A 20,366-nucleotide genomic window follows, 5' to 3' on the forward strand; every position below is an offset into this window, starting at 1 on the left:
CAGCATAGTTCACCACCGGAACGGCCCGATGCCGCCAACCCGGACCGGTCACAGAGACAAGGAGCCGCGTGGAACCCATCCGCAGCCAGGGGATTGAACTCGAGGCGGTCTTCTGGGATCTCGACGGCACGCTGGTGGACACCGAGCGCCACTGGACCGCGGTACAGACGGAACTGGTCGAGAGCTTCGGTGGAACCTGGACAGAGTCCCAGGCGCTGTCGATCATGGGCCGGTCCCAGGCGGACTCGATCAAGGTCCTGCAACGCGCGGGAGTCCGCCTGTCCTTCGAAGAGATCGCCCGGCGGGTCATGGAAGGCGTCCGGGACCGCATCAGCGAAAGCGTTCATTGGCGTCCGGGTGCCGCGGAGCTGCTGGCCGGCCTCCGGGCGCACGGCGTGCCATGCGTGCTCGTGACCATGTCCCATCGCCACATCGTTGGCGACATCCTGAACCACTTTCCGGCCAACAGCTTCGAACTCGCGGTGACCGGGGACATGGTTACCCAGGGCAAGCCGCATCCCGAGGCCTACCAGACCGCGTTCCGCCACCTCGAACGCACCCGGCCGCGGCTCTCCCGCCGGAGGGTCGTCGCCATCGAGGACTCGCTGCCCGGAACCCGCGCGGCCCGTTCAGCCGGACTGCCGACGGTCGGTGTCCCGCACCTCGCGCCGTTGCCGGCCGCCGACGGACTGACGATCTGGCCCACCCTGGCAGGTCGCGGCGTCCCCGACCTGCATGCGGTCATCGCCGCCGCGGACCACGGCCGCGCCGAAGGCCCCCAAGGGTCGTAGCGCCTGGGGCCGGGAGCGCCTAGGGTTCGGTTGCCGCCACCGGGGTGAGCCAGCTGAGCTCCGAGCCGTCTTCCTCGATCAGGGCGCCAAGTTCGGCGTTGAAGGCCTTGCTGTGGTCCGCGGCGATGTGCGCCCGGAATGCCTCTTCGTCGCGGTAGATCTCATAGACAAAGTAGGCATTCGGATTTTCACGCCGCGTGTGCGGATCGAAGACAATGTTCCCGCTCTCCCCGCGAACCCTGGCAGTCAACTCAGCCATCATCTCCGCGACCCGGTCCTCGGACCCGGCCTTGACCGTAAATTCAGCATACAAAGCAACAGGCACTGGCATTCCTCTCCCTCGGTGGATCCGACTCTAGCCGTCCAGGCGGTCGGAGCGAAGCGTTGACGCGGTGGCGCAGGCACTCCCCCCGTAATGACTGCGCGCCGGACGGGCGCCGCGGCCGCTACCCGTTAGTTGACGGCGCGCACAACCGGGATCGACGCCGTCGCCGGCCCTGGGAACACGGTTGGCTCCGGGCTCACCACGGCGTGTAGCGGCACGGCCACCGGTTCACTGCCCACGGTGAACCGTTCTCCGCGCACGTCGACGTCCAGCGGCGCGCCCTCCCGGACGGTCAGCCGGAGCGCCGCGTGGTCCAACTCGACATGCAGAAGGCCGCCGCGGAGTTTCAGGTGGAAGGACAGGGAATCCCATTCGGCCGGCAGCCGGGGATCGAAGTACGGCACCTGGCCCTGGTCCCGGAGGCCGGCGAAGCCGCTGACCAGCGAGCTCCAGACCCCGCCGGTGGAGGCGATGTGCACGCCGTCGATCGTGTTGCCGTGGGTATCGTCCAGGTCGATGTACAGCGCGTGGATGAAGTGGTCCAGCGCGGCCTTGCCGTAACCGACCTCGGCGGCCATGATGCCCTGCACACAGGCGGACAGGGTGGAGTCGCCGGTGGTGATGGGGTCATAGAAGTCGAAGGCGCGGCGCTTTTCCTCCGCGGTGAAGTCCTGCCACTGCAGGAACATCGCCAGCACCGTGTCCGCCTGCTTGAGCACCTGGTGCCGGTAGATCACCAGCGGGTGGAAATTCAGCAGCAGCGGGTATTTGGACCGCGGCGTGTCCCAGTCCCACGGCTCCAGGGTCATAAAGTCGTTGTCCTGCGAGTAGACCTGAAGGTCCTCGTCGTAGGGCAGCTGCATCCGGTTCGCCGCCTGCTCCCAGACCTCACGCTCGGCGTCGTCGATGCCCGGGTGGTCCAGCGCCGCGGCGGCGCGCAGGTTAAAGCGGGCCATGACGTTGGTGTAGAGGTTGTCGTTGACGACGGCGGTGTACTCGTCCGGGCCGGTCACGCCATGGATGTGGAACAGCCCGTCCTTGCCGAAGAAGCCCAGTGAGGCCCACATCCGGGCGGTCTCGATGAGCAGATCGGAGCCGAGGGTCTCCTGGAACCCGGCGTCACCGCTGGCCCAGATGTAGCGGTTCGTGGCGAAGGCGACCGCGGCGGCGATGTGGAACTGCGCGGTGCCGGCGGCGTAGTAGGCGCTGGCTTCCAGGCCGTTGATGGTGCGCCACGGGAACAGGGCGCCGTCCACGCTGAGCTCCTTGGCGCGGACCCTGGCCTCAGGGAGCAGGTCGTGGCGGAACTCGAGGACCTGGCGGGCGTTGGCGGGGCTGGTGTAGGTCAGGTAGGGCAGCAGGTACACCTCCTGGTCCCAGAAGTAGTGCCCGTCGTAGCCGGAGCCGGACACGCCCTTGGCCGGAATGCCGGCCACGTCTGCACAGGCCGTGGCCTGGGCCAGCTGGAAAAGGTTCCAGCGGATGGCCTGCTGCAGCTCGGCCTGGCCGCCCACCACGATGTCGCTGGTGGTCCAGTAGTCGCGGTAATGCGCCACGCTCTGGGCAAAGATCTCGGCGACGGGCAACAGGGCCCGCTCGGCGGTGTCGGCGAGGTCTTCATCCGCGGCTGCGGCGCGTCCCACGGCGTAGGAGACGCTCTTCTCCAGCACGAACGGTGTATCCGCGCTGACGGCCAGGACGTAGCGGACGCTGCTGTCGTCCTGGTCCACCTGGGTGTCGAACGGCTGGACTCCGGCGGAGGTCCAGTGGTCCACGGCCATACCGAGCCGCTGCTTGGACTCGGCGGCCTCCCAGGAGAGCCGGAGCGAACCGTCGCCGCCGTCGAGCCTTACCGGGAGCAGCACGCGGCCGGCGTGCCGGCCGGCGCGGCGCGGGTCATGCGCCGAGTGGTCCTCTACCGGCTGGTCCTGCCGGTTCACCACGGCGGAGGTCACGTCCGCGGAGATGTCCCGGTCCGCCGCAACTTCCAGCGAGATGCCGAGGGCGCCGCGCGCCTGGTACCCCACCGCGCGGCGTTCCGTGGTGGTCACGGTGGCGCCGGAACGGCACTGCCAGGTAATCCGGCATTCGTAGATGCCGGTGGCGAAGTCCACGCTGCGCCGGTAGTCCAGCACCGTGGATTCCTCAAGCGTGAGCATCTCGCCGTCGATGACCACGACGAAGTTGTTGGCATCCGGAACGTAAAGGATGCGCTGGCCGGTGCGGGCGAAGCCATAGGCATTTTCCGCGTGCTTGATGTCCCAGATCTCGTGGAAGCCGTTGATGAAGCTGCCCGGAAGCTCGGCGTCGGCGGCCGCCCAGTGGGCGCCCCGGATGCCGAGGTGGCCGTTGCCGAGACTGAAAAGCGTCTCCAGCGTTCCGGCATTGCCCGGCAGGTGGACGGTTTCCACGAGCTGCCAGGGGTCATTGGGGAACCTGGCGCGGTCCGAGGTGATGAGAGCCATGGTTGGGGTCCTTTGGCGGTGACGGTTGTGCGGGTGGGTGGTGGCGGCGGCCGGCTAGAGCAGTTCGGCCAGATCGTTGACCACGATCGTGGCGCCGGCATCGAACAGGGTCTTCCGGCCCGCTCCGCGGTCCACGCCGATGACCGAGTGGAAGCTCCCCGCGCTTCCAGCCTGGACACCGGAGACGGCGTCTTCGACGACGACGCACTCTTCACTGGGAAGTCCCAGCAGCCGTGCGGCGTACTGGTAGGTGGCCGGGCTGGGCTTGCCCGGCAGTCCCTCCGACACCGCGACGACGCCGTCCACCACCACCGGGAAATAGTCCGAGAGCCCGGCGGCCTTCAGCACCGGGACGGCATTGCGGGAGGAGGAGACGACGGCGAGCTTGAGTCCGCGCTTGAGCGCGGCGTCGATGAAGCGGACGGAGCCCTCGAAGGGCTGCACGCCGCCGGCGGCCACGATGTCGTTGAACACCTTGTTCTTGCGGTTGCCGAGGCCGTGCACGGTGTCGTGCGCCGGATCGTCGTCGGCGGGGCCTTCCGGCAGCACGATGTTCCGCGAAGCCAGGAAGTCACGGACGCCGTCGAAGCGGGGCTTGCCGTCGATGTGGTCGAAGTAGTCGCTCTCGCGGTAGCCCGGGGCCTCCGGCACGCTCTTGAGGAAGCCGTCGAAGAGTTCCTGCCAGGCACGCTCGTGCACCACCGCGGTGGGGGTCAGGACGCCGTCGAGGTCGAACAGGATGGCGGAGGCGCCGGCGAGCACGTCTGCCGGTGCGCCGGCGGCGTTGGAGGTCTCAGTCATGGGGCGAATGTCCTTTCAGACGGTGGCGGGGAAAGTCTTGGAAAAGTTGGTGGGCCTCGCGAGTACGGGGGCCTGCCTGCGGGCGGTGGCCGGCATCAGCGTCGGCGGCGGGTGCTCCTGCGCTCGACCAGCTTGGTCTCCAGCAGGTGCGTGGCAAGGGGATTCGGAAGCCCGGGGCGGTGGAGTCTTTCGATCAGCAGGTTGGCGGCGAACGCGCCCTGGTCGGCGACCGGCTGGGCCATCGTGGTGAGCCCGAGGAACCAGCTCATCTGATGATCGTCTATCCCAATGATGGAGACGTTTTTGGGCGCTGACAAACCGAGGTCCCGCAGGGCCATCAGCGCTCCGAACGCGGTCTCGTCGCAGCCGGCGAAAACGGCGGACGGCATCCTGCGGTTCTCGATCAGTTCGGTCATGGCCCGTCGTCCGCCCTCGATGCTGGATCCGGCGTCCAGCACCAGGTCGGGATCAACGGTCAGTTCGTGTTCGGCGAGGGCCATCTCGAAGCCGCGCCGCCGCGCGTCCGCGGTGACCACGGAGCGCTCCCCCGGCTCGCGACCGGCCAGCATCGCCACGTCCCAGTGGCCCAACCCGAGCAGGTGGCCCGTGGCTTGCCGGGCGGCCCCTTCATTGTCGATTCCCACGTTGTCCCACGGGACGCCGTGCATGCCCACGCTCGCGACGGCGAGGCCGGAGGCTTCGACGGCGGCGATTTCGCCGCCGTCGAGGGCAACGTTCAGCAGCAGGACCCCGTCCACCCGCTGGGCCAGCCCGGCCAGGTCGCCGAAGAGCCTGCGCTGCACGCTGGGCCGGTTGCGGAGGCTGATCAGCACGGTGTCGTAGCCGCTGTCAGCGAGGACTTCCTCGGCAGCCTCGACGGCCTGGGCGAAGAACCAGGCCGTCGCGGTGGGGACGATGATCGCCACTGCGCGGGTGGTTCCGCCGGCCAGGCGCGAGGCCGCGGACGATGCCTTATAGCCGAGCTTGGCGGCCGCGTCGGCGACTTTTGCCTGGGCCTTTTCGGACACGTTGGGGAGGTGCCGGAGAGCCCGGGAAACGGTGCAAATGGAGAGCCCGGAGAGGGCTGCGACGTCCTGGATGGTCACGCGTGGAGCCTTAGCCATGCGACACGGGCCTGGACCTTTCTTCCCCCTGCAGTAGTGGGCCGATCAAATTGGCCAAAGTTGAGTGTAAACGCTTATAAATTCGGCGCGCAAGTGGCGGCGGTTTTCCATCGAATGGAATTGCCAGAGGGTACGGAATCCGGCTCCTGAAGGTACGGAATCCGGCTCAGCGCAGCACGTAGTGGCGCAGGAACGCGCCGACATCCACGAGTTCCGCCCGGGAGATCGCGTGGCCCATCCCGGGATAGCTGCGCGCCGTGAGTTGGGTGTTGCGGTGCAGCCATTCCTCGGTGTGTGCCGTGGCGGCGTCGTTGATCACGGGATCCGCCTTGTCGCGCCCCCAAAAGAACGGCGGCCTCGCGTCGAAAGACTCGCTCATGGCCAGCAGTTCGTTGTCCAGCACGAAGCCGGACAGCCCGACGACGGCACGGAACCCCTCCGGCCGCAGCCGCAGCAGGGTGCTCGCCATGGCCATGCCCTGGGAGAAGCCGAGCAGGCTGACGCTGCTGTGCCGCCCCTTGACGGCGTCGATCCAGCTGAAGACCGAGTTCGTGGCGCTGATGACGTCCGCGAAGTCGTGGGTGAGGAAGTAGTCCAGCAGGAACCAGCCGTAGTCATCCCCGATCACCTTCGGCCCGCGCAGGGCGGCGCAGGTGAAGTCGGGCGGCAGGCTGGCAAACAGGTCCGCCATCCGGGTCTCGTCCGTGCCGTAGCCGTGCAACATCACCAGCAGCGGCGTGCCGGCGCGCTCCGGCTCCGGCCTGGACCAGACAACAGTATTCATGGGGCCAGCCTAGCCAGCCCGGCCGGTGGTGCCGCTTGGCGCCACGGCGTCCGCTCCCCGTGTCCAACGCCGGCCCCTGCACCGGTTCCTGCGCCGGTTCCCGCGCCGGTTACCGCGCCGGTTACCGCGCCGGTTACCGGTCCTTGCGCCGGACCCTGCCACGGTTTGCGCTACGGCCCGGGAATTCCGCTACGGATTCGGACAGCTGCACCCCGGATCCGCGCCGCGCTTGCCCGGAGTTGACGCCCTTGTCCGAAAACGCCGCGGAAATGGCCCGATATGGCCCCTCACCTGCGGATTTCCCCGGCGGGGCGCGGCCAAAATCGTTGAAAGGACACGTACCGGGCTGTAGCGTGACGCTGGACAGCATGCTTAGCAATACCTATCGGTCCCACCCGGACAACAAGGAGCAAGTCATGAGAATCGGTTCCTCCATCTTCCTTATCGCCATCGGCGCCATCCTGGCCTGGGCCATCGCGCCCGGCCTGATCCCCAACGTGGACCAGACCATGATCGGTTACATCCTGATGGTGGTCGGCGTCATCGGGCTGGTCGCGTCCCTGATCCTGGCCTCCCCCGGCCGCAGCCGCACCCGCCGTGTCAGCGAGACCCGTTCCGTCGTCGACCCCAACACCGGCGAGACCATCACCCGCAATGAAAGCCGCGACGCCGGCATCTGATCCCCCGGCGCTGCGACGCGCCACCCAACTGACCCGGACGCCGGGCCGGACCTCACAGGTCGGGCCCGGCGTCGGGCGTTTAAGCTGCGGGCCCGGGGAGCTTCCCACGCCCGCCTGGCACGGCCCCGCGTCCGGACATGCCCAACGTCGGGCTTGTCCAATGGACATAGACCTGAACTGTCCATACCCCGGGCCGAGCAATGGACATGCTCCGCCGGGCGAGCGCAGTCCGGACATGCCCACCCCCGGGGTTGGCCAATGGACATAGACCCGAAGTGCCCATTACCGGACCCAGGGAATGGACATATCCCCCGCTCCTGGTCCGCAGGAAATGGACATGTCCAACGGCTGCGGGGAACGAAGCCCGGACATGCCCAGCCTCGGAGGCGGCCGACGGACATAAGCCCGAAATGCCCAAGCCTCGGCCCAGGGAATGGGCATGTCCCCAACTCCGGGCTGCGAAGAATGGGCATGTCCCCTTCAAATCACAGGGGCGGGGCATGTCCCCGGGCCCTCCGACACCCTCGTCTGCGTTCATGTGGTTTTTCGTTGACAAAGCCACATGAACAAAGATAAAGTCAATCAATTCCACTTCATGTGATGGGGGTCACCGAAGCAGCCGGAAGCCGCAGCACAGGAAATAGCAGCACTCGAGTAAATGTCGCAATGGAGGGCTCGTGTTCGCCGAGGAACGCCAACAACTGATCGTGGAGCTCGTCGCCGCCAGCGGCCGGGCCAGTGTCACCGACCTCGCCGAGCGCTTCAGCATCACCACGGAAACCGTCCGCCGCGACCTGGCCGCCCTTGAGATCGCCGGCACGGTCCGCCGGGTCCACGGCGGCGCTGTCTCCCCCGAGCGCATCAGCACCACGGAAGAGAGCATCCTCGAGCGCACCGTGCAGCGGCAGCCCGAGAAGACCCGGATCGCGGAGGCGGCCCTGGCCCTCATCCCGCGGGGCCGGTCCGGCAGCATCCTGATCGACGCCGGCTCCACCACCGAGGCCCTCGCGGAGCTGCTCGCTGCCCGCACGGCCGCCGCCGGAGCCGCGGCCCCCGGAACCGCGGCCGACGCCGAACTGGTGGTCATCACCCATGCACTGCCCATCGCGGCGAGGCTGTCCGGCGAACCCGGCATCGCCCTGCACCTGCTCGGCGGCAAGGTCCGCGGCCTGACCCAGGCCGCCGTCGGCCAGTCCACTGTCGAAGCTGCCGGGCGGATAAGGCCCGACATCGCGTTCATCGGCACCAACGGTATTTCCGCGGCCTTCGGGCTGAGCACTCCCGATCCTGAAGAAGCTGCCGTCAAGGCCGCCTTCGTCCATTCAGCGCGCCGCATTGTGGTGCTGGCTGATACCTCCAAGCTGGATGCAGAGACGCTGGTCCAGTTCGCCTCCTTGAAAGATCTGGACACCGTGATCACAGACACGAAACCCAGCCCGGCCCTCGCCGAAGCCCTCGCGGACGCCGGAGTGGAGGTGGTGGTCGCATGATCGTCACCCTCACGGCCAACCCCAGCCTGGACCGCACCGTGGCGCTGCCCGGCCCGCTGCTCCGCGGCGAAGTGCAGCGCGCCATTTCCGTCCGGCAGGAGTCCGGCGGCAAGGGAGTCAATGTCTCCCGGGCACTCGTCGCCTCCGGCCTGCAAACCCTTGCCGTGCTGCCGGGAGCGGCTGCGGACCCGGTGCTCGCCGGCCTGCGCGACAGCGAGGTACCGTTCGCCGCCCTGCCCATCGGCGAGCCGCTGCGCAGCAACGTGGCGCTCACCGAGCCCGGCGGCGTCACCACCAAGATCAACGAGCCCGGTCCGGCGCTGAACGGGGAACAGCAGGAGGCGCTGATCGGGCTGCTGCTGGATTCCTCCCGCGGCGCCAGCTGGGTCGTCTTGGCCGGCTCGCTCCCCCCGGGAGTCCCGGTCGACTTCTACGCCACCGTTACCCGGCGGCTGCGGTCCCTGCACGACGGCACCGAGGCACCCCTCATCGCCGTCGACTCCTCCGGCGAACCGCTCGCCGCCGCGATCTCCGGGGACGCCCTGGGGAAACCGGATCTGCTCAAACCCAACGCCGAGGAACTGGCGGAACTGGCTGCCGCGGCCGGGTTCGCCACGGATAAGTCCGCCGAGGAACTCGAGGGTGATCCGGAGGCTGCCGCGGCAGCCGCCGCCGCCGTCGTGCGTTCCGGAGTGGGTGCCGTACTCGCCACCCTCGGTTCCAAGGGTGCGGTGCTTGTGACGGCCGACGGCGCATGGCTGGCCACGCACCCGCCGGTCAAGGCGGTCAGCACGGTCGGCGCCGGCGATTCCTCGCTTGCCGGCTACCTGCTCGCCTCCAGCCAGGGCGCCGCCCCGGCCGATTGCCTGCGTCAGGCGGTGGCCCATGGTGCCGCCGCTGCCTCGCTGCCCGGCTCCACCGTCCCGGCAGTGCATCAAACAACCCCCGCCGCCGTAACCATCACGGCCCTGAAGAAGGATTGACAGTGACCCAGCTCATTACTACCGAACTGGTCGAGCTCGACCAGAATCTAGGCACTACGCCCGAGGACGTGATCCGGCACCTGGCAGGCAGAGTTGCCGCCAACGGACGCGCCACCGAAGTCGAAGGGCTTTTCACGGACGCCTTCGCCCGCGAATCCAAGACCGCCACGGGGGTGCCGGGCGGCATCGCGATCCCGCACTGCCGCTCGACGGCGGTCACGGAAGCGACGCTGGCCATGGCACGGCTGTCCCAGCCGGTCGATTTCGGCGCCAAGGACGGTCCGGCCGACCTGATCTTCTTCATCGCGGCCCCGGAAGGCGCGGACCAGGAGCACCTCAAGCTCCTGTCCAAGCTGGCCCGGTCCCTGATCAAGAAGGACTTCACCGCAGCGCTGCGGGCAGCCGCCACGCAGGGCGAGGTCGTGGAGCTTGTCGAGGGCGCGCTGGCGGACAAGCCCGCCAGCCACGCCGCCGACGTCCCGGCCGACACTGCCGCTCCGGCAGCGGCCGGCTCAACCGCGGCAGCGCCGGCGGCCCCCGGGACTCCCCGCACCAAGCGCCTCGTCGCCGTCACGGCGTGCCCCACCGGCATCGCCCACACCTACATGGCCGCCGACTCGCTCGTGGCTGCGGCCAAGGAAGTCGGCATCGACCTGCAGGTGGAGACGCAGGGTTCCTCGGGCGCGAAGGCCCTCGACCCGGCCGTGATCGCCGCGGCCGACGCCGTCATCTTCGCCGTCGACGTCGACGTCCGCGGCAAGGAGCGTTTCGCCGGCAAGCCGGTCATCAACGCCCCGGTCAAGCGTGGCATCGACGAGCCGGACAAGATGGTCCAGGAAGCCCTCGCCGCGGCCGACAACCCCAACGCCCGGCGCGTGCCGCACTTCGGCGCCGAGGAACAGGCCCAGCACGAGGCCGAGGAAAAGGGCGAGCACATCGGCCAGAAGCTCAAGAAAGCCCTGCTCACCGGCGTCAGCTACATGATCCCGTTCGTGGCCGGCGGCGGCCTGCTGATCGCCCTCGGCTTCCTGATGGGCGGCTACCTGATCACGAAGTACGCGGACACGATCGTGGTGCAGAACAGCCTGTTCAACCTGCCAACCGAGTTCCCGGACAACGCCTGGGGCCCGCTTGGCGCCTACATCGGGGCCGTGCTGTTCAAGATCGGCGCGCTGTCGCTGGGCTTCCTGGTCCCGGCCCTGGCCGGCTACATCGCCTACGCCATCGCCGACCGCCCGGGCATCGCACCGGGCTTCGTCTCCGGTGCCGTGGCCGGGTTCATGGGGGCCGGCTTCCTCGGCGGTATCGTCGGCGGCCTGCTCGCCGGCTACATCGCCCTCGTGATCGGCCGCTTGCAGGTGCCCCGCTGGCTGCGCGGCCTGATGCCGGTGGTTATCATCCCGCTGCTGGCCTCGATCGTCGCCTCCGGACTGATGTTCCTGATCCTCGGCGGCCCGATCGTCGCCATCACCAAGGGCCTGAACACCTGGCTCTCGGGCCTGACCGGCGCCGGCGCGATCGCCCTCGGCGTGATCCTCGGACTCATGATGTGCTTCGACCTCGGCGGCCCCGTCAACAAGGTTGCCTACTCCTTCGCCGTCGCCGGGCTGGGCGCCGCATCGCTGGATAACCAGGCGCCGTGGCAGATCATGGCGGCCGTAATGGCCTCCGGCATGGTGCCGCCGCTGGCCATGGCCCTCGCTTCCACCGTCCTGAACAAGAAGCTCTTCAGCCTCGCCGAACAGGAAAACGGAAAGGCGGCCTGGCTGCTCGGGGCGTCGTTCATCTCGGAAGGGGCCATCCCCTTCGCCGCAGCAGACCCGCTGCGCGTCATCCCCGCCAGCATGGTGGGCGGCGCGGTGACCGGCGCCATTTCGATGGCGGCCGGCGTCGGCTCGAAGGCACCGCACGGCGGCATCTTCGTTTTCTTCGCGATCGACAACTTCCTGATGTTTGTCGTCTCGATCGCAGTCGGCACGGTGGTCACCGCGCTGTCCGTGATCGCACTCAAGCGCTGGGCAGTCAAGAAGACCGTTGATACGGTTGAACCGGTTCCCGTAACCGTCTGAGCCGGTCCACCACAGACCTTCCCAAGCTGATAATCCAAAGCTGAATCCAAGGAGCAGAAATGACCGAACGTAACGCCACCATTGCCAGCCGCGTAGGGCTGCATGCCCGCCCGGCCGCCATCTTTGCCGAGGCTGCAGGCGAGTTCGATCTCGAAATCACCATCGCCCGGCTCGGCGAACCGGAGGACGAGGCCATGGACGCCGCCAGCATCCTGTCCCTGATGAGCCTGGGCGCATCGCACGGCGAGGTTGTGGTGTTGCGTGCCGAGGGCGACGGCGCCGACGCCGCCCTGGACCGCCTCGTCCAGATCCTCGAGACGGACCACGACGCCGAATAGCGCCAGCAGCGCGGACGGCGGCCCGGCAGCACCCACGGGGTGGTGCCGGGCCGCCGTCGTTTCCGGGCGCACCCGCGCCGGAAACGCTTCATAAGGGGCCTTAGTAGATGCTTGTTTTCCCCGGCGGGCGTCGATAGCTTGGGAATCGTGGTTGCCGCCCCGGGCAGCCGCCAGGACCAGCTCCCGGCCTCAAGGAGACGAACCATGGCAAGCGTGCAAGAGAGCATTGACGTCGACGTCCCCGTGTCGACCGCATACAACCAGTGGACCCAGTTCGAGACCTTCCCGGAATTCATGAAGGGCGTCGAGGCGGTGGAGCAGATCGACGAGACCTCGCTCCAGTTCCGGACCGACATCGCCGGGGTGCGGCGCGACTACCTCGCCCAGATCACCGCGCAGACCCCGGACCGCAGGATCGCCTGGGTCAGCCAGGACAAACCGCGCAATGCGGGCACCGTCACCTTTGAATCCCTCGGCGCCGAGCGCGCCCGCGTCAGCGTCGAACTTGAGTGGGAGCCCGAGGGCGTGGTGGAGAAGACCGGCTCCGCGCTGGGTGCGGACAGCCGCCAGGTCAGCGCCGACCTCGGCCGTTTCAAGGAGTTCATCGAGTCCCGCGGCATCGAGACCGGCGAATGGCGCTCCTCCGTGGACCGCGGCGAGGTCGACGACGTCGTCCCCGCCGATGCTGTTGTCCCGGCCGATCCGGCTGATACTGCCGACGGCGGGCCGCGGTAGCCATGCCTGCGGAAAATGGTGCGCCGCAGGGTTCCGAGAGCCCCAGCATCAAGGACCCGGAACTTTATGAAGCGCTGTTGGAGGACGGCGCCTCGAAGCAGAAGGCAGCCCGCGTCTCCAACGCGGCGGCCAAGCGGGGCAGGTCATCGGTGGGCCGCAAGGGCGGCAAGTCCGGCGACTATGAGGACTGGACCGTCCCGCAGTTGAGGGAAAAGGCCAAGGAGATCGGCCTGAAGGGCTATTCAGCGAAGAAGAAGAGCGAACTGATCTCCGCTCTGCGGAATTCCTGAGCCGATGACGCCACAAGCGCGGGGGGCGAACCCGGACGCGGGCTCAGGCGCCCTTGCGCGCAGCCCCCTTCGCGGCGGTGGTTTTAGACGCTGTGGTTTTAGACGCTGTGGTCTTGGACGCTGTGGTCTTGGACGCTGTGGTCTTGGACGCTGTGGTCTTGGCGGCGGCCGCCCTGGAGGCGGTTCTGGAGGCGGTCCCCGTCCCGCCGGCACCGCCGGAGGCGGCCTTTGCAGTGGACTTGGCCGCGGCCTTCGGAGCCGTCTTGGACCCGGGCTTCCCGGCCGGCGCAGCTTTCGCCTTGCTGCTGGCCGCCGCTCCGGCGGTTGCGCCGTCGTCGTCGCCCCCGCCGGCGGCCGCTCCGCGCTTTCGCTCGATGCTGCGCTTCAGCGCGTCCATCAGGTCGATCACCTCACCGGTTCCGGCTTCCGCCGCCGGAGCACCGAAGGTCTCCTCCGTGTCCAGCGACTCGCCCTGTTCGATTTTCGCGTCGATCAGCTGCCGCAGTTGGAGCTGATAGTCGTCCGTGAACTGCTCCGGCTCGAAGTCGGCCGCCATCGAGTCCACCAGGGCCGCGGACATTTCCCGTTCCTGAGCCGAGATCCGGACGCTCGTCTCGAGCGCGGGGAAGCTCGCCTCGCGCACCTCGTCCGCCCACAGCAGCCCCTGCAGCACCAGCACGTCGCCGCGGATCCGCAGCGCCCCCAGCCGGGTCTTTTCCCGCAGTGCGAACTGGACGATCGCCACCCGGTCGGTGTCCTCCAGGGCCCGGCGCAGCAGCACGTAGGCCTTGGGCGACTTCGCGTCCGGTTCCAGGTAGTAGCTCTTCTCGAACATCATCGGGTCCAGCTGCTCGGCGGGCACGAACTGCACCACCTCGATCTCGTGGCTGTTCTCCGCGGGGATCGACTTGAGCTCCTCACGGCTGAGGATCACCGTCCGGCCCTCGTCCTCGTAGGCCTTGTCGATGTCCTCGTAGTCGATGATCTTGCTGCAGATCTCACACCGGCGCTGGTAACGGATCCGGCCGCCGTCGGCGTTGTGGACCTGATGCAGGCTGATGTCGTGGTCCTCGGTCGCGCTGTAGACCTTGACCGGCACGTTGACCAGCCCGAACGCTATTGCGCCTTTCCAGATGGCTCTCATGGCTCAAGTGAACACCAGAGCCGCACGGAGGTGAAGTGTTTTGGCTGACAGCAAGGAACGCGTCCGGGTCGACGGCCGGGAACTGGTGCTGACCAATCTGGACAAGGTGATGTACCCGGAGACCGGGACCACCAAGGCCGATGTGCTCGCCTACTACGCCGCGGTGGCGTCTGTGCTGATCCCGGCAGCGGCGAACCGACCGGCCACCCGGAAGCGCTGGGTCCACGGCGTCGGGACCGCGGAGGCGCCCGGCGAGATGTTCTTCCAGAAGAACCTGGACCACTCCACGCCGGGCTGGGTGCCGCGCGCGTCCATCACGCACAAGGAGCGGACCATCCAGTACCCACTGGTCAACGATCCGGCCACGCTCACCTGGCTGGCCCAGATTGCGGCGCTGGAGATCCACGTGCCGCAGTGGCGGGTGGATTCGCACGGCAACGCCCTGCCCCCGGATCGGCTGGTGCTGGACCTGGATCCCGGGGACGGTGCAGGACTCGCCGAATGCGTGGAAGTCGCCAAACTGGCGCGCAGCATCCTGCAGGACGTGGGCCTGGAGCCCGTGCCCGTGACCAGCGGCAGCAAAGGCATCCACCTCTACGCCGCGCTGGACGGCTCGCAGAGCTCGGACCAGGTCTCGGAGTTTGCCCACGAACTGGCCCGGGCACTGGAGGCCGACCACCCGGATTTGGCGGTCAGCGACATGAAGAAGACCCTGCGCACCGGCAAGGTGCTGGTGGACTGGAGCCAGAACAGCGCCGCGAAGACCACCATCGTGCCCTACTCGCTCCGGGGCAGGCTCCGTCCCACTGTTGCGGCGCCGCGAACCTGGCGGGAGCTCGACGCGCCTTCGCTGCACCAGCTCGACTACCTGGAGGTGATGAAGCGGGTGAAGGCGGGCAAGGACCCGTTCGCGGTCATCTCCGGGGCCGGGCACGCCGGTGCTCCACACGGCGCGCCGGCGGCCGGCGCCGGGGGCACGCCCGGATCCGACGGCCCAACCGCCGGCGACGGCGGCGACACCGACCCCCGGCTGGAGACCTACCGCACCAAGCGGGACGCGGCCGCCACGCCGGAGCCGTTCACGGCCCAACAGCACCGCAGCAGGACCGACGGCGGCACGCTCCGGGAGAGTTTCGTGATCCAGGAACACCACGCCAGCCGGCTGCATTTCGACTTCCGCCTCGAGCGCGACGGCGTGCTGGTGTCCTGGGCGCTGCCCAAGGGTGTGCCAACCACCAAGGCCAAAAACCACCTCGCCGTCCAGACCGAGGACCACCCGATGGACTACGCGGACTTTGAGGGGACCATCCCCAAGGGCCAGTACGGGGCGGGCACGGTCAGCATCTGGGACCGCGGGCACTACGAGTGCGAAAAATGGATCGCGGGCAAGGAAGTCATCGCCACCCTCACCGGCCAGGAGGGCGGGGGGCTGGGCGGCACCCGGAGGTTCGCGCTGATCCACACCGGCCAGGCCAACGATCAATGGCTCATCCACCTGATGGACACGCCCGATGCCGGTCACGGCAACCAACCCGCCGCGGAGCGGCCCCTGCCGGCGACTGAAGACCGCCCGGCTGACTTGACCCCCGCCCCGGACCCGGCGGAGCTCTCGCCGATGCTGGCCAGCGCGGGAACCCCTGCCGACCTGGCCGACAAGGACTGGCAGTTCGAGCTGAAATGGGACGGCATCCGGGCCCTGGTCCTGGGCGACGCTCAACGGATCCGGCTGATCAGCCGCAACGGCAACGACATGTCATCCAGCTACCCGGAGCTGACGGACCGCTCCTGCTGGCCGCCGCAGGAGTTCGCCGCCGACGGCGAGATCATCGCCGTCGGACCGGCCGGCAAGCCCGATTTCGGGCTTCTGCAGGGGCGGATGAAACTGAGCAAGGCCGCCGACGTGGCGAAGGCGCAGGCCTCCACCCCGGTGCGCCTGATGCTCTTCGACCTGCTCACCGAGGGCGGCGAGGACCTCCGGCGGCGCCCCCTCCGGGAGCGGCGGAACCGCCTCGAAACCTTCTTCCGGGACGGCGCCCGGGACGGCGCCTGCCCGGTGGAACTCTCCGAGGTGATCGACGCCGAAGTGGGGCACATCCTGGAAAGCGCGGAGGAGCTGGGGCTGGAGGGCGTGATGGCCAAGCGCACCGGCGGACGCTACGTCGGGCAGCGGAGCCGGTCCTGGCTCAAGCTCAAGTTCGAGAAGACCCAGGAAGTGGTGGTGGGCGGCTGGCGGCCCGGAAACGGCGGGCGCCGCGACTCGGTCGGTTCACTGCTGCTGGGCATCCCGGACGGGGCGAAACTGCGCTACGTGGGCCGGGTGGGCAGCGGGTTCAGCAGCCGCGAACTCCGGGAACTGCGTCAGCAGCTCGATGCCATCCCACGCAAGACCTCGCCCTTCGCCGAGGTCCCGGCGGAAGATGCCTCCGACGCCCGGTGGGTGTCCGCCAGGCTGGTCGGCGAGGTCACCTTCGGCGACTGGACCGGAGGGGGCAAGCTCCGCCACCCGGTCTGGCGCGGCTGGCGCCTGGACAAGACACCGGCCGATGTCGTCGTCGAACATAAGTGAGGGCCCGCCGTGGCGGGCCCTCATGGTTCTTAGTCGTGATGGGGGATCTGCGGCCGGCTTTGCCGGTGGATGGCCGCGTCTGCCACTTGCTGTCCCTGTTGCCCGCGGACCACGTCCCGGTCCTTGGGGTGGCGGTGCTTCCCGCTGCCGTCCGGCCACTCATGGCCGTCGGCGGGCGAGGGCGGTTCCGGTCGCTTGCTCTCCGGCCCGGGAACCTCGTCCATGGACTCCGCAAGGTGACTCGCAACCTCAGGCTCGATCTCTTCGTTCGAGTGATGATCCGCCATGGCTCTTCCTTTCTGCGATGAAATGAAGCGTCCCCCAATCGTAGGTCGGCGCCGGTGAGATGTCTCTAGGTCCTACCAGCGGACTTTCTTCTGCGCGGGGCCCTGCTTGCCGCTGGCGTGGGTGGGCTTGTGGCTGCGGCCGACGCTCTGCAGGCCGGCGCCGCCGCGGGATTTGCTGGCAAGCATTTCCTTCTGGGCATCCGTGAGGCGGGACTTAACGCCCTGCTCGGGTTTTGGCGCGGCCTGGGGTTCCTCGCGGCCGCGTTCTTCCGCGCCCGGGGCCCCGGGCTCTTCGTGCTTGCCGGATTTGTCAGTCATGGAAGGCGCTCCTCGGCTCGGCGTGTGTTGGCACTGGCGGTGGCTCCACCATAGGCAGTTTCCGCGCGTCTTGAACAGAGCCGGGGACGGCCCGCTGCCGGCCGGAACGGGGGCGGAAAGGGGCCCAAACGGGCCGGCTTGGAAAAAACTTCCCCAAAAATTCCGGAATGTGGCTTCTTCCTAGGAACGGCGCGGCGAAACCGCACCCCGGATCGGGGCAGATGGCACCGCATTGGCACCGGAATCGGCTGATCATACGCCACCGGAATCGGAAATGCCATGGAAATCCCGTAAAATTGAAAGCCTGCCCGGAGCGGGGCAGCTACAAGTCGCAAGCAAATGATCTCCCTAGGAGCTTTCCAAATGCCCACAGACCGAAGCACGACCGACTCTTCAGCAGGCGTTATTCACGCCGGCGGAACCAACCAAGGCGCACCCCGGGGCGCCAAGAAACCACGGCTTCGTCGCCGTCGACTCCGCGAGTCCGACGTCAACGTCGTCGACCAGCCGATGCTTAAGAAGGCGCTAGGCGGCACCATCGTGGGTAACACCATGGAATGGTACGACGTCGGCGTGTTCGGCTACCTGATCACCACCATGGGACCGGTGTTCCTGCCGGAGGCGGACAAGTCCGTCCAGACCCTCTTCCTGCTCGGCACCTTCGCCGCCACCTTCATCGCCCGCCCCCTCGGCGGCGTCGTGTTCGGCTGGCTTGGCGACAAGATCGGCCGGCAGAAGGTCCTCGCCGCGACCCTCATGATCATGGCGGCCAGCACCTTCGCCGTCGGCCTCCTGCCCGGCTACGCCCAGATTGGCATCTGGGCCGCAGTCCTGCTGGTCCTGTTCAAGGTCATCCAGGGCTTCTCCACCGGCGGCGAGTACGCCGGTGCCACGACCTTCGTGAGCGAATACGCCCCGGACAAACGGCGCGGCTTCTTCGCCAGCTTCTTGGACATGGGCAGCTACCTCGGCTTCGCCGCCGGCGCCGCGCTCGTTTCCGTGCTGCAGCTGACCCTCGGCCAGGACACCATGGAGCAGTGGGGCTGGCGTATTCCGTTCCTGCTGGCCGGTCCGTTGGGCCTGATCGCTGTTTACTTCCGGAGCAAGATCGAGGAATCCCCCCAGTTCCAGGCCACCCTGGATGCCCAGGAGAACCTCGCCAAGGACGCCACCGCCGCTGACACGTCTGCGTCCAAGGGACCGGTGGGCATTGTGAAGGCCTACTGGCGCTCCATCATCGTCGCAATGATCCTGGTAGCCGCAGCCAACACCGCCGGCTACGCCCTGACGTCGTACATGCCGACCTATCTGACCGAGTCCAAGGGCTACGACGAGGTGCACGGGACCCTGCTGACCATCCCTGTGCTGGTCATCATGAGCCTGTGCATCCCGCTGACCGGCAAGCTCTCCGACCGGATCGGCCGCCGCCCCGTGCTGTGGATCGGTGCCATCAGCACCGTCGTCCTGGCCACCCCGGCATTCCTGCTGATCGGCGTCGGTGAAATCTGGTCCACGCTGGCCGGCCTCGCCCTGATCGCCTTCCCGGTGACGTTCTACGTGGCCAACCTGGCGTCGGCCCTGCCGGCCCAGTTCCCGACGGCCAGCCGCTATGGCGCCATGGGCATCGCGTACAACTTCTCGGTGGCCATCTTCGGCGGAACCACCCCGTTCATCGTCGCCGCCCTGATCAACGCCACCGGCAACGACATGATGCCGGCTTACTACCTGATGGCCACTTCGGCGATCGGCGCCGTGGCGATCTACTTCCTCAAGGAATCCGCCCAGATGCCGCTGCCGGGCTCCATGCCGAGCGTGGACACCCAGGCCGAGGCCCGGGAACTGGTCGCGACGCAGGATGAGAACCCGCTGATCGACCTTGAGCACATGGATATGCCGCTCACCTCGGCCGAAGCAGCCGACGGGGACGCCGGGAAGGTTCCCGCCCGCGCCTAGTCCAGGCCCGCCGGTCCGGACCGCGTAGCCCAGCGCCCCGCCCGTAGAGGCCTGTCCCGCACGCTTTTCCATTGGGGGAAGCGCGCGGGGCAGGCCTCTGGCGCGTCCCCAGCCCCCACCCACCCGCAACCCCAGGAGGTCCGCGTGCAGTCCCTGTTGCGGCATGTCCGTGTTTTGCACCGGCTTGGCCCGGCGAACCGAGACAGCGTCTCCGCGCTGCGCGTCGCCGTCGGTGTGGCGGTCCCTTCGCTGGTGCTGCTCGCCGCCGGGCGCCCGGACCTCATCATCTACGCCGTGTTCGGCGCCCTCACCGGGATGTACGGCCGCTCCGAACCCCACCAGCTCAGGCTCAAGCACCAGCTTCAGGCGGCCTTCGTCCTCGTTGGCGGCCTGGGAGTCGGCGTGGCGCTCTCGGTGAACCACCTCCATTCGTGGACTCTCGTGGCCGTGGAAGCGACCCTCGCGGCCGCCGGATCACTCTTCGCGGACAAGGTCGGGCTCACGCCCAACGGCCCGTTCTTTGGCATCCTGGCGTTGGGTGCCTGCGCCTCCATTCCCACCGCGGTGCCGTGGCAACTCGCCCTGCTGATCGGTGCGGCGTCCGCCGCCTTCTCCATGGCGGTCGGATTCGGCGGCTGGGTCCGCGGCCGGGCCTGGGAGCGCGGCGCCGCCCGCGTTGTGCCGCCGCTGCGCGGGATCCGCCGTCGGGCCGCCTGGATCCACGCGGCCCGGTACCTGGCCGCGGTAGCAGCCGCCGGCAGCGTCGGGGTGCTCAGCGGCAGCGCGCACCCGCACTGGGCGATGGCCGCCGCGGCGGTACCCCTGGCGGGCGCGGACCTGCCCAGCAGCGTCTACCGCGGGCTGCACCGGATCGTCGGCACCCTGCTGGGCCTGGTCGTGGTGGCCGTGGTGCTGTTTCCGTGGGCGGGCTCGCCGCTGCGGCTCTTCCCCGGCCACGAGACCGCCCTCCTGGCGGTGCTGGTGATCGTCCTGCAATTCACCACCGAGCTCTTCATGGCACGGCACTACGGGCTCGCGATGGTGTCATTCACGCCCGTCATCCTGCTGATGACACAACTGGCGTTCCCCGCCGATCCCCGGTTCCTCGTGGCCGAACGGGCGGTGGAGACCCTGATCGGCGCGTGCACCGGCATCGCCGTCGTGGTTCTGATCCGGCGCCGGCGGCCGCTGGCCGCGACGCCGAACGCCTAGCCCGGCTGCCT

General features: G+C 68.4%; 19 protein-coding genes. 11 read left to right on the plus strand and 8 right to left on the minus strand.

The annotated features are described in order from the left end of the window. Window positions 1-68: 68 nt before the first annotated feature. Entirely contained in the window at window positions 69-791 is a 723-nt protein-coding gene (locus AC1DBD_RS07220; RefSeq protein ID WP_476981739.1) for an HAD family hydrolase, read from the plus strand. A gap of 19 nt (window positions 792-810) precedes the next feature. Here AC1DBD_RS07220 and AC1DBD_RS07225 read toward each other — a convergent pair whose 3' ends face one another. The 5 genes from AC1DBD_RS07225 to AC1DBD_RS07245 all read right to left on the minus strand — a co-directional run bounded on the left by AC1DBD_RS07225 (window position 811) and on the right by AC1DBD_RS07245 (window position 6,290). Beyond that, a complete protein-coding gene (locus tag AC1DBD_RS07225; protein ID WP_441418075.1) occupies window positions 811-1,116 on the minus strand; it encodes a putative quinol monooxygenase in 306 nt (101 codons plus the stop codon). 128 nt (window positions 1,117-1,244) lie between these two features. Continuing rightward, window positions 1,245-3,581 (minus strand): glycoside hydrolase family 65 protein, encoded by a 2,337-nt coding sequence (locus AC1DBD_RS07230; protein ID WP_441418076.1) that lies wholly within the window; start codon window positions 3,579-3,581, stop codon window positions 1,245-1,247. A gap of 54 nt (window positions 3,582-3,635) precedes the next feature. Next, window positions 3,636-4,382, minus strand: coding sequence for an HAD family hydrolase (locus tag AC1DBD_RS07235; RefSeq protein ID WP_476981740.1), 747 nt, complete (start codon window positions 4,380-4,382; stop codon window positions 3,636-3,638). A 95-nt stretch (window positions 4,383-4,477) separates the two neighbouring features. After that, window positions 4,478-5,488, minus strand: coding sequence for a LacI family DNA-binding transcriptional regulator (locus AC1DBD_RS07240; RefSeq protein WP_476926016.1), 1,011 nt, complete (start codon window positions 5,486-5,488; stop codon window positions 4,478-4,480). A 184-nt stretch (window positions 5,489-5,672) separates the two neighbouring features. Beyond that, window positions 5,673-6,290: an alpha/beta hydrolase gene (locus tag AC1DBD_RS07245; RefSeq protein WP_441418079.1), complete on the minus strand. Its 618-nt coding sequence runs from the start codon at window positions 6,288-6,290 to the stop codon at window positions 5,673-5,675. A gap of 416 nt (window positions 6,291-6,706) precedes the next feature. On the opposite strand from AC1DBD_RS07245, the gene AC1DBD_RS07250 reads away from it, so the two are divergent. From AC1DBD_RS07250 to AC1DBD_RS07280, 7 genes are all read left to right on the plus strand, one after another. Further along, a complete protein-coding gene (locus AC1DBD_RS07250) occupies window positions 6,707-6,970 on the plus strand; it encodes a DUF6458 family protein (protein WP_138767724.1) in 264 nt (87 codons plus the stop codon). Between the two features lie 677 nt (window positions 6,971-7,647). After that, entirely contained in the window at window positions 7,648-8,460 is an 813-nt protein-coding gene (locus AC1DBD_RS07255) for a DeoR/GlpR family DNA-binding transcription regulator (RefSeq protein WP_441418080.1), read from the plus strand. Next, entirely contained in the window at window positions 8,457-9,443 is a 987-nt protein-coding gene (locus AC1DBD_RS07260) for a 1-phosphofructokinase family hexose kinase (protein ID WP_441418081.1), read from the plus strand. Before AC1DBD_RS07255 ends, AC1DBD_RS07260 begins: the two co-directional genes overlap by 4 nt. Before the next feature lie 2 nt (window positions 9,444-9,445). Then, on the plus strand, window positions 9,446-11,512 hold the full coding sequence (locus tag AC1DBD_RS07265) for a PTS fructose transporter subunit IIABC (protein WP_441418082.1): 2,067 nt from the start codon (window positions 9,446-9,448) through the stop codon (window positions 11,510-11,512). 59 nt (window positions 11,513-11,571) lie between these two features. Then, complete coding sequence (locus tag AC1DBD_RS07270) at window positions 11,572-11,850, plus strand: HPr family phosphocarrier protein (protein ID WP_138767728.1); 279 nt, start codon at window positions 11,572-11,574, stop codon at window positions 11,848-11,850. A 204-nt stretch (window positions 11,851-12,054) separates the two neighbouring features. Then, the gene (locus tag AC1DBD_RS07275) at window positions 12,055-12,585 is read left to right on the plus strand and encodes an SRPBCC family protein (RefSeq protein ID WP_441418083.1); all 531 of its coding nucleotides are present in this window, start codon (window positions 12,055-12,057) and stop codon (window positions 12,583-12,585) included. Window positions 12,586-12,587: 2 nt separating this feature from the next. After that, entirely contained in the window at window positions 12,588-12,875 is a 288-nt protein-coding gene (locus AC1DBD_RS07280) for a DUF7218 family protein (RefSeq protein WP_441418084.1), read from the plus strand. A 43-nt stretch (window positions 12,876-12,918) separates the two neighbouring features. On the opposite strand, the gene ku is transcribed toward AC1DBD_RS07280, so the two are convergent. After that, entirely contained in the window at window positions 12,919-14,019 is a 1,101-nt protein-coding gene (ku, locus tag AC1DBD_RS07285) for a non-homologous end joining protein Ku (protein ID WP_476981741.1), read from the minus strand. A gap of 40 nt (window positions 14,020-14,059) precedes the next feature. Here ku and AC1DBD_RS07290 point away from each other — a divergent pair, with 40 nt between their 5' ends. Next, window positions 14,060-16,585, plus strand: a complete 2,526-nt coding sequence (locus AC1DBD_RS07290; protein ID WP_441418086.1) for an ATP-dependent DNA ligase — start codon at window positions 14,060-14,062, stop codon at window positions 16,583-16,585. Between the two features lie 29 nt (window positions 16,586-16,614). On the opposite strand, the gene AC1DBD_RS07295 is transcribed toward AC1DBD_RS07290, so the two are convergent. Both AC1DBD_RS07295 and AC1DBD_RS07300 read right to left on the minus strand, forming a co-directional pair. After that, window positions 16,615-16,872 (minus strand): hypothetical protein, encoded by a 258-nt coding sequence (locus AC1DBD_RS07295; protein WP_441418087.1) that lies wholly within the window; start codon window positions 16,870-16,872, stop codon window positions 16,615-16,617. A 72-nt stretch (window positions 16,873-16,944) separates the two neighbouring features. Next, window positions 16,945-17,190: a hypothetical protein gene (locus AC1DBD_RS07300; RefSeq protein ID WP_441418088.1), complete on the minus strand. Its 246-nt coding sequence runs from the start codon at window positions 17,188-17,190 to the stop codon at window positions 16,945-16,947. A gap of 363 nt (window positions 17,191-17,553) precedes the next feature. Between AC1DBD_RS07300 and AC1DBD_RS07305 the strand changes: the two genes are divergently transcribed. Further along, window positions 17,554-19,143 (plus strand): MFS transporter, encoded by a 1,590-nt coding sequence (locus AC1DBD_RS07305; protein WP_441418089.1) that lies wholly within the window; start codon window positions 17,554-17,556, stop codon window positions 19,141-19,143. Between the two features lie 144 nt (window positions 19,144-19,287). Further along, window positions 19,288-20,355: an FUSC family protein gene (locus tag AC1DBD_RS07310; protein WP_476981742.1), complete on the plus strand. Its 1,068-nt coding sequence runs from the start codon at window positions 19,288-19,290 to the stop codon at window positions 20,353-20,355. Window positions 20,356-20,366 lie beyond the last annotated feature (11 nt).

Source organism: Arthrobacter sp. 10T419, assembly GCF_056394105.1.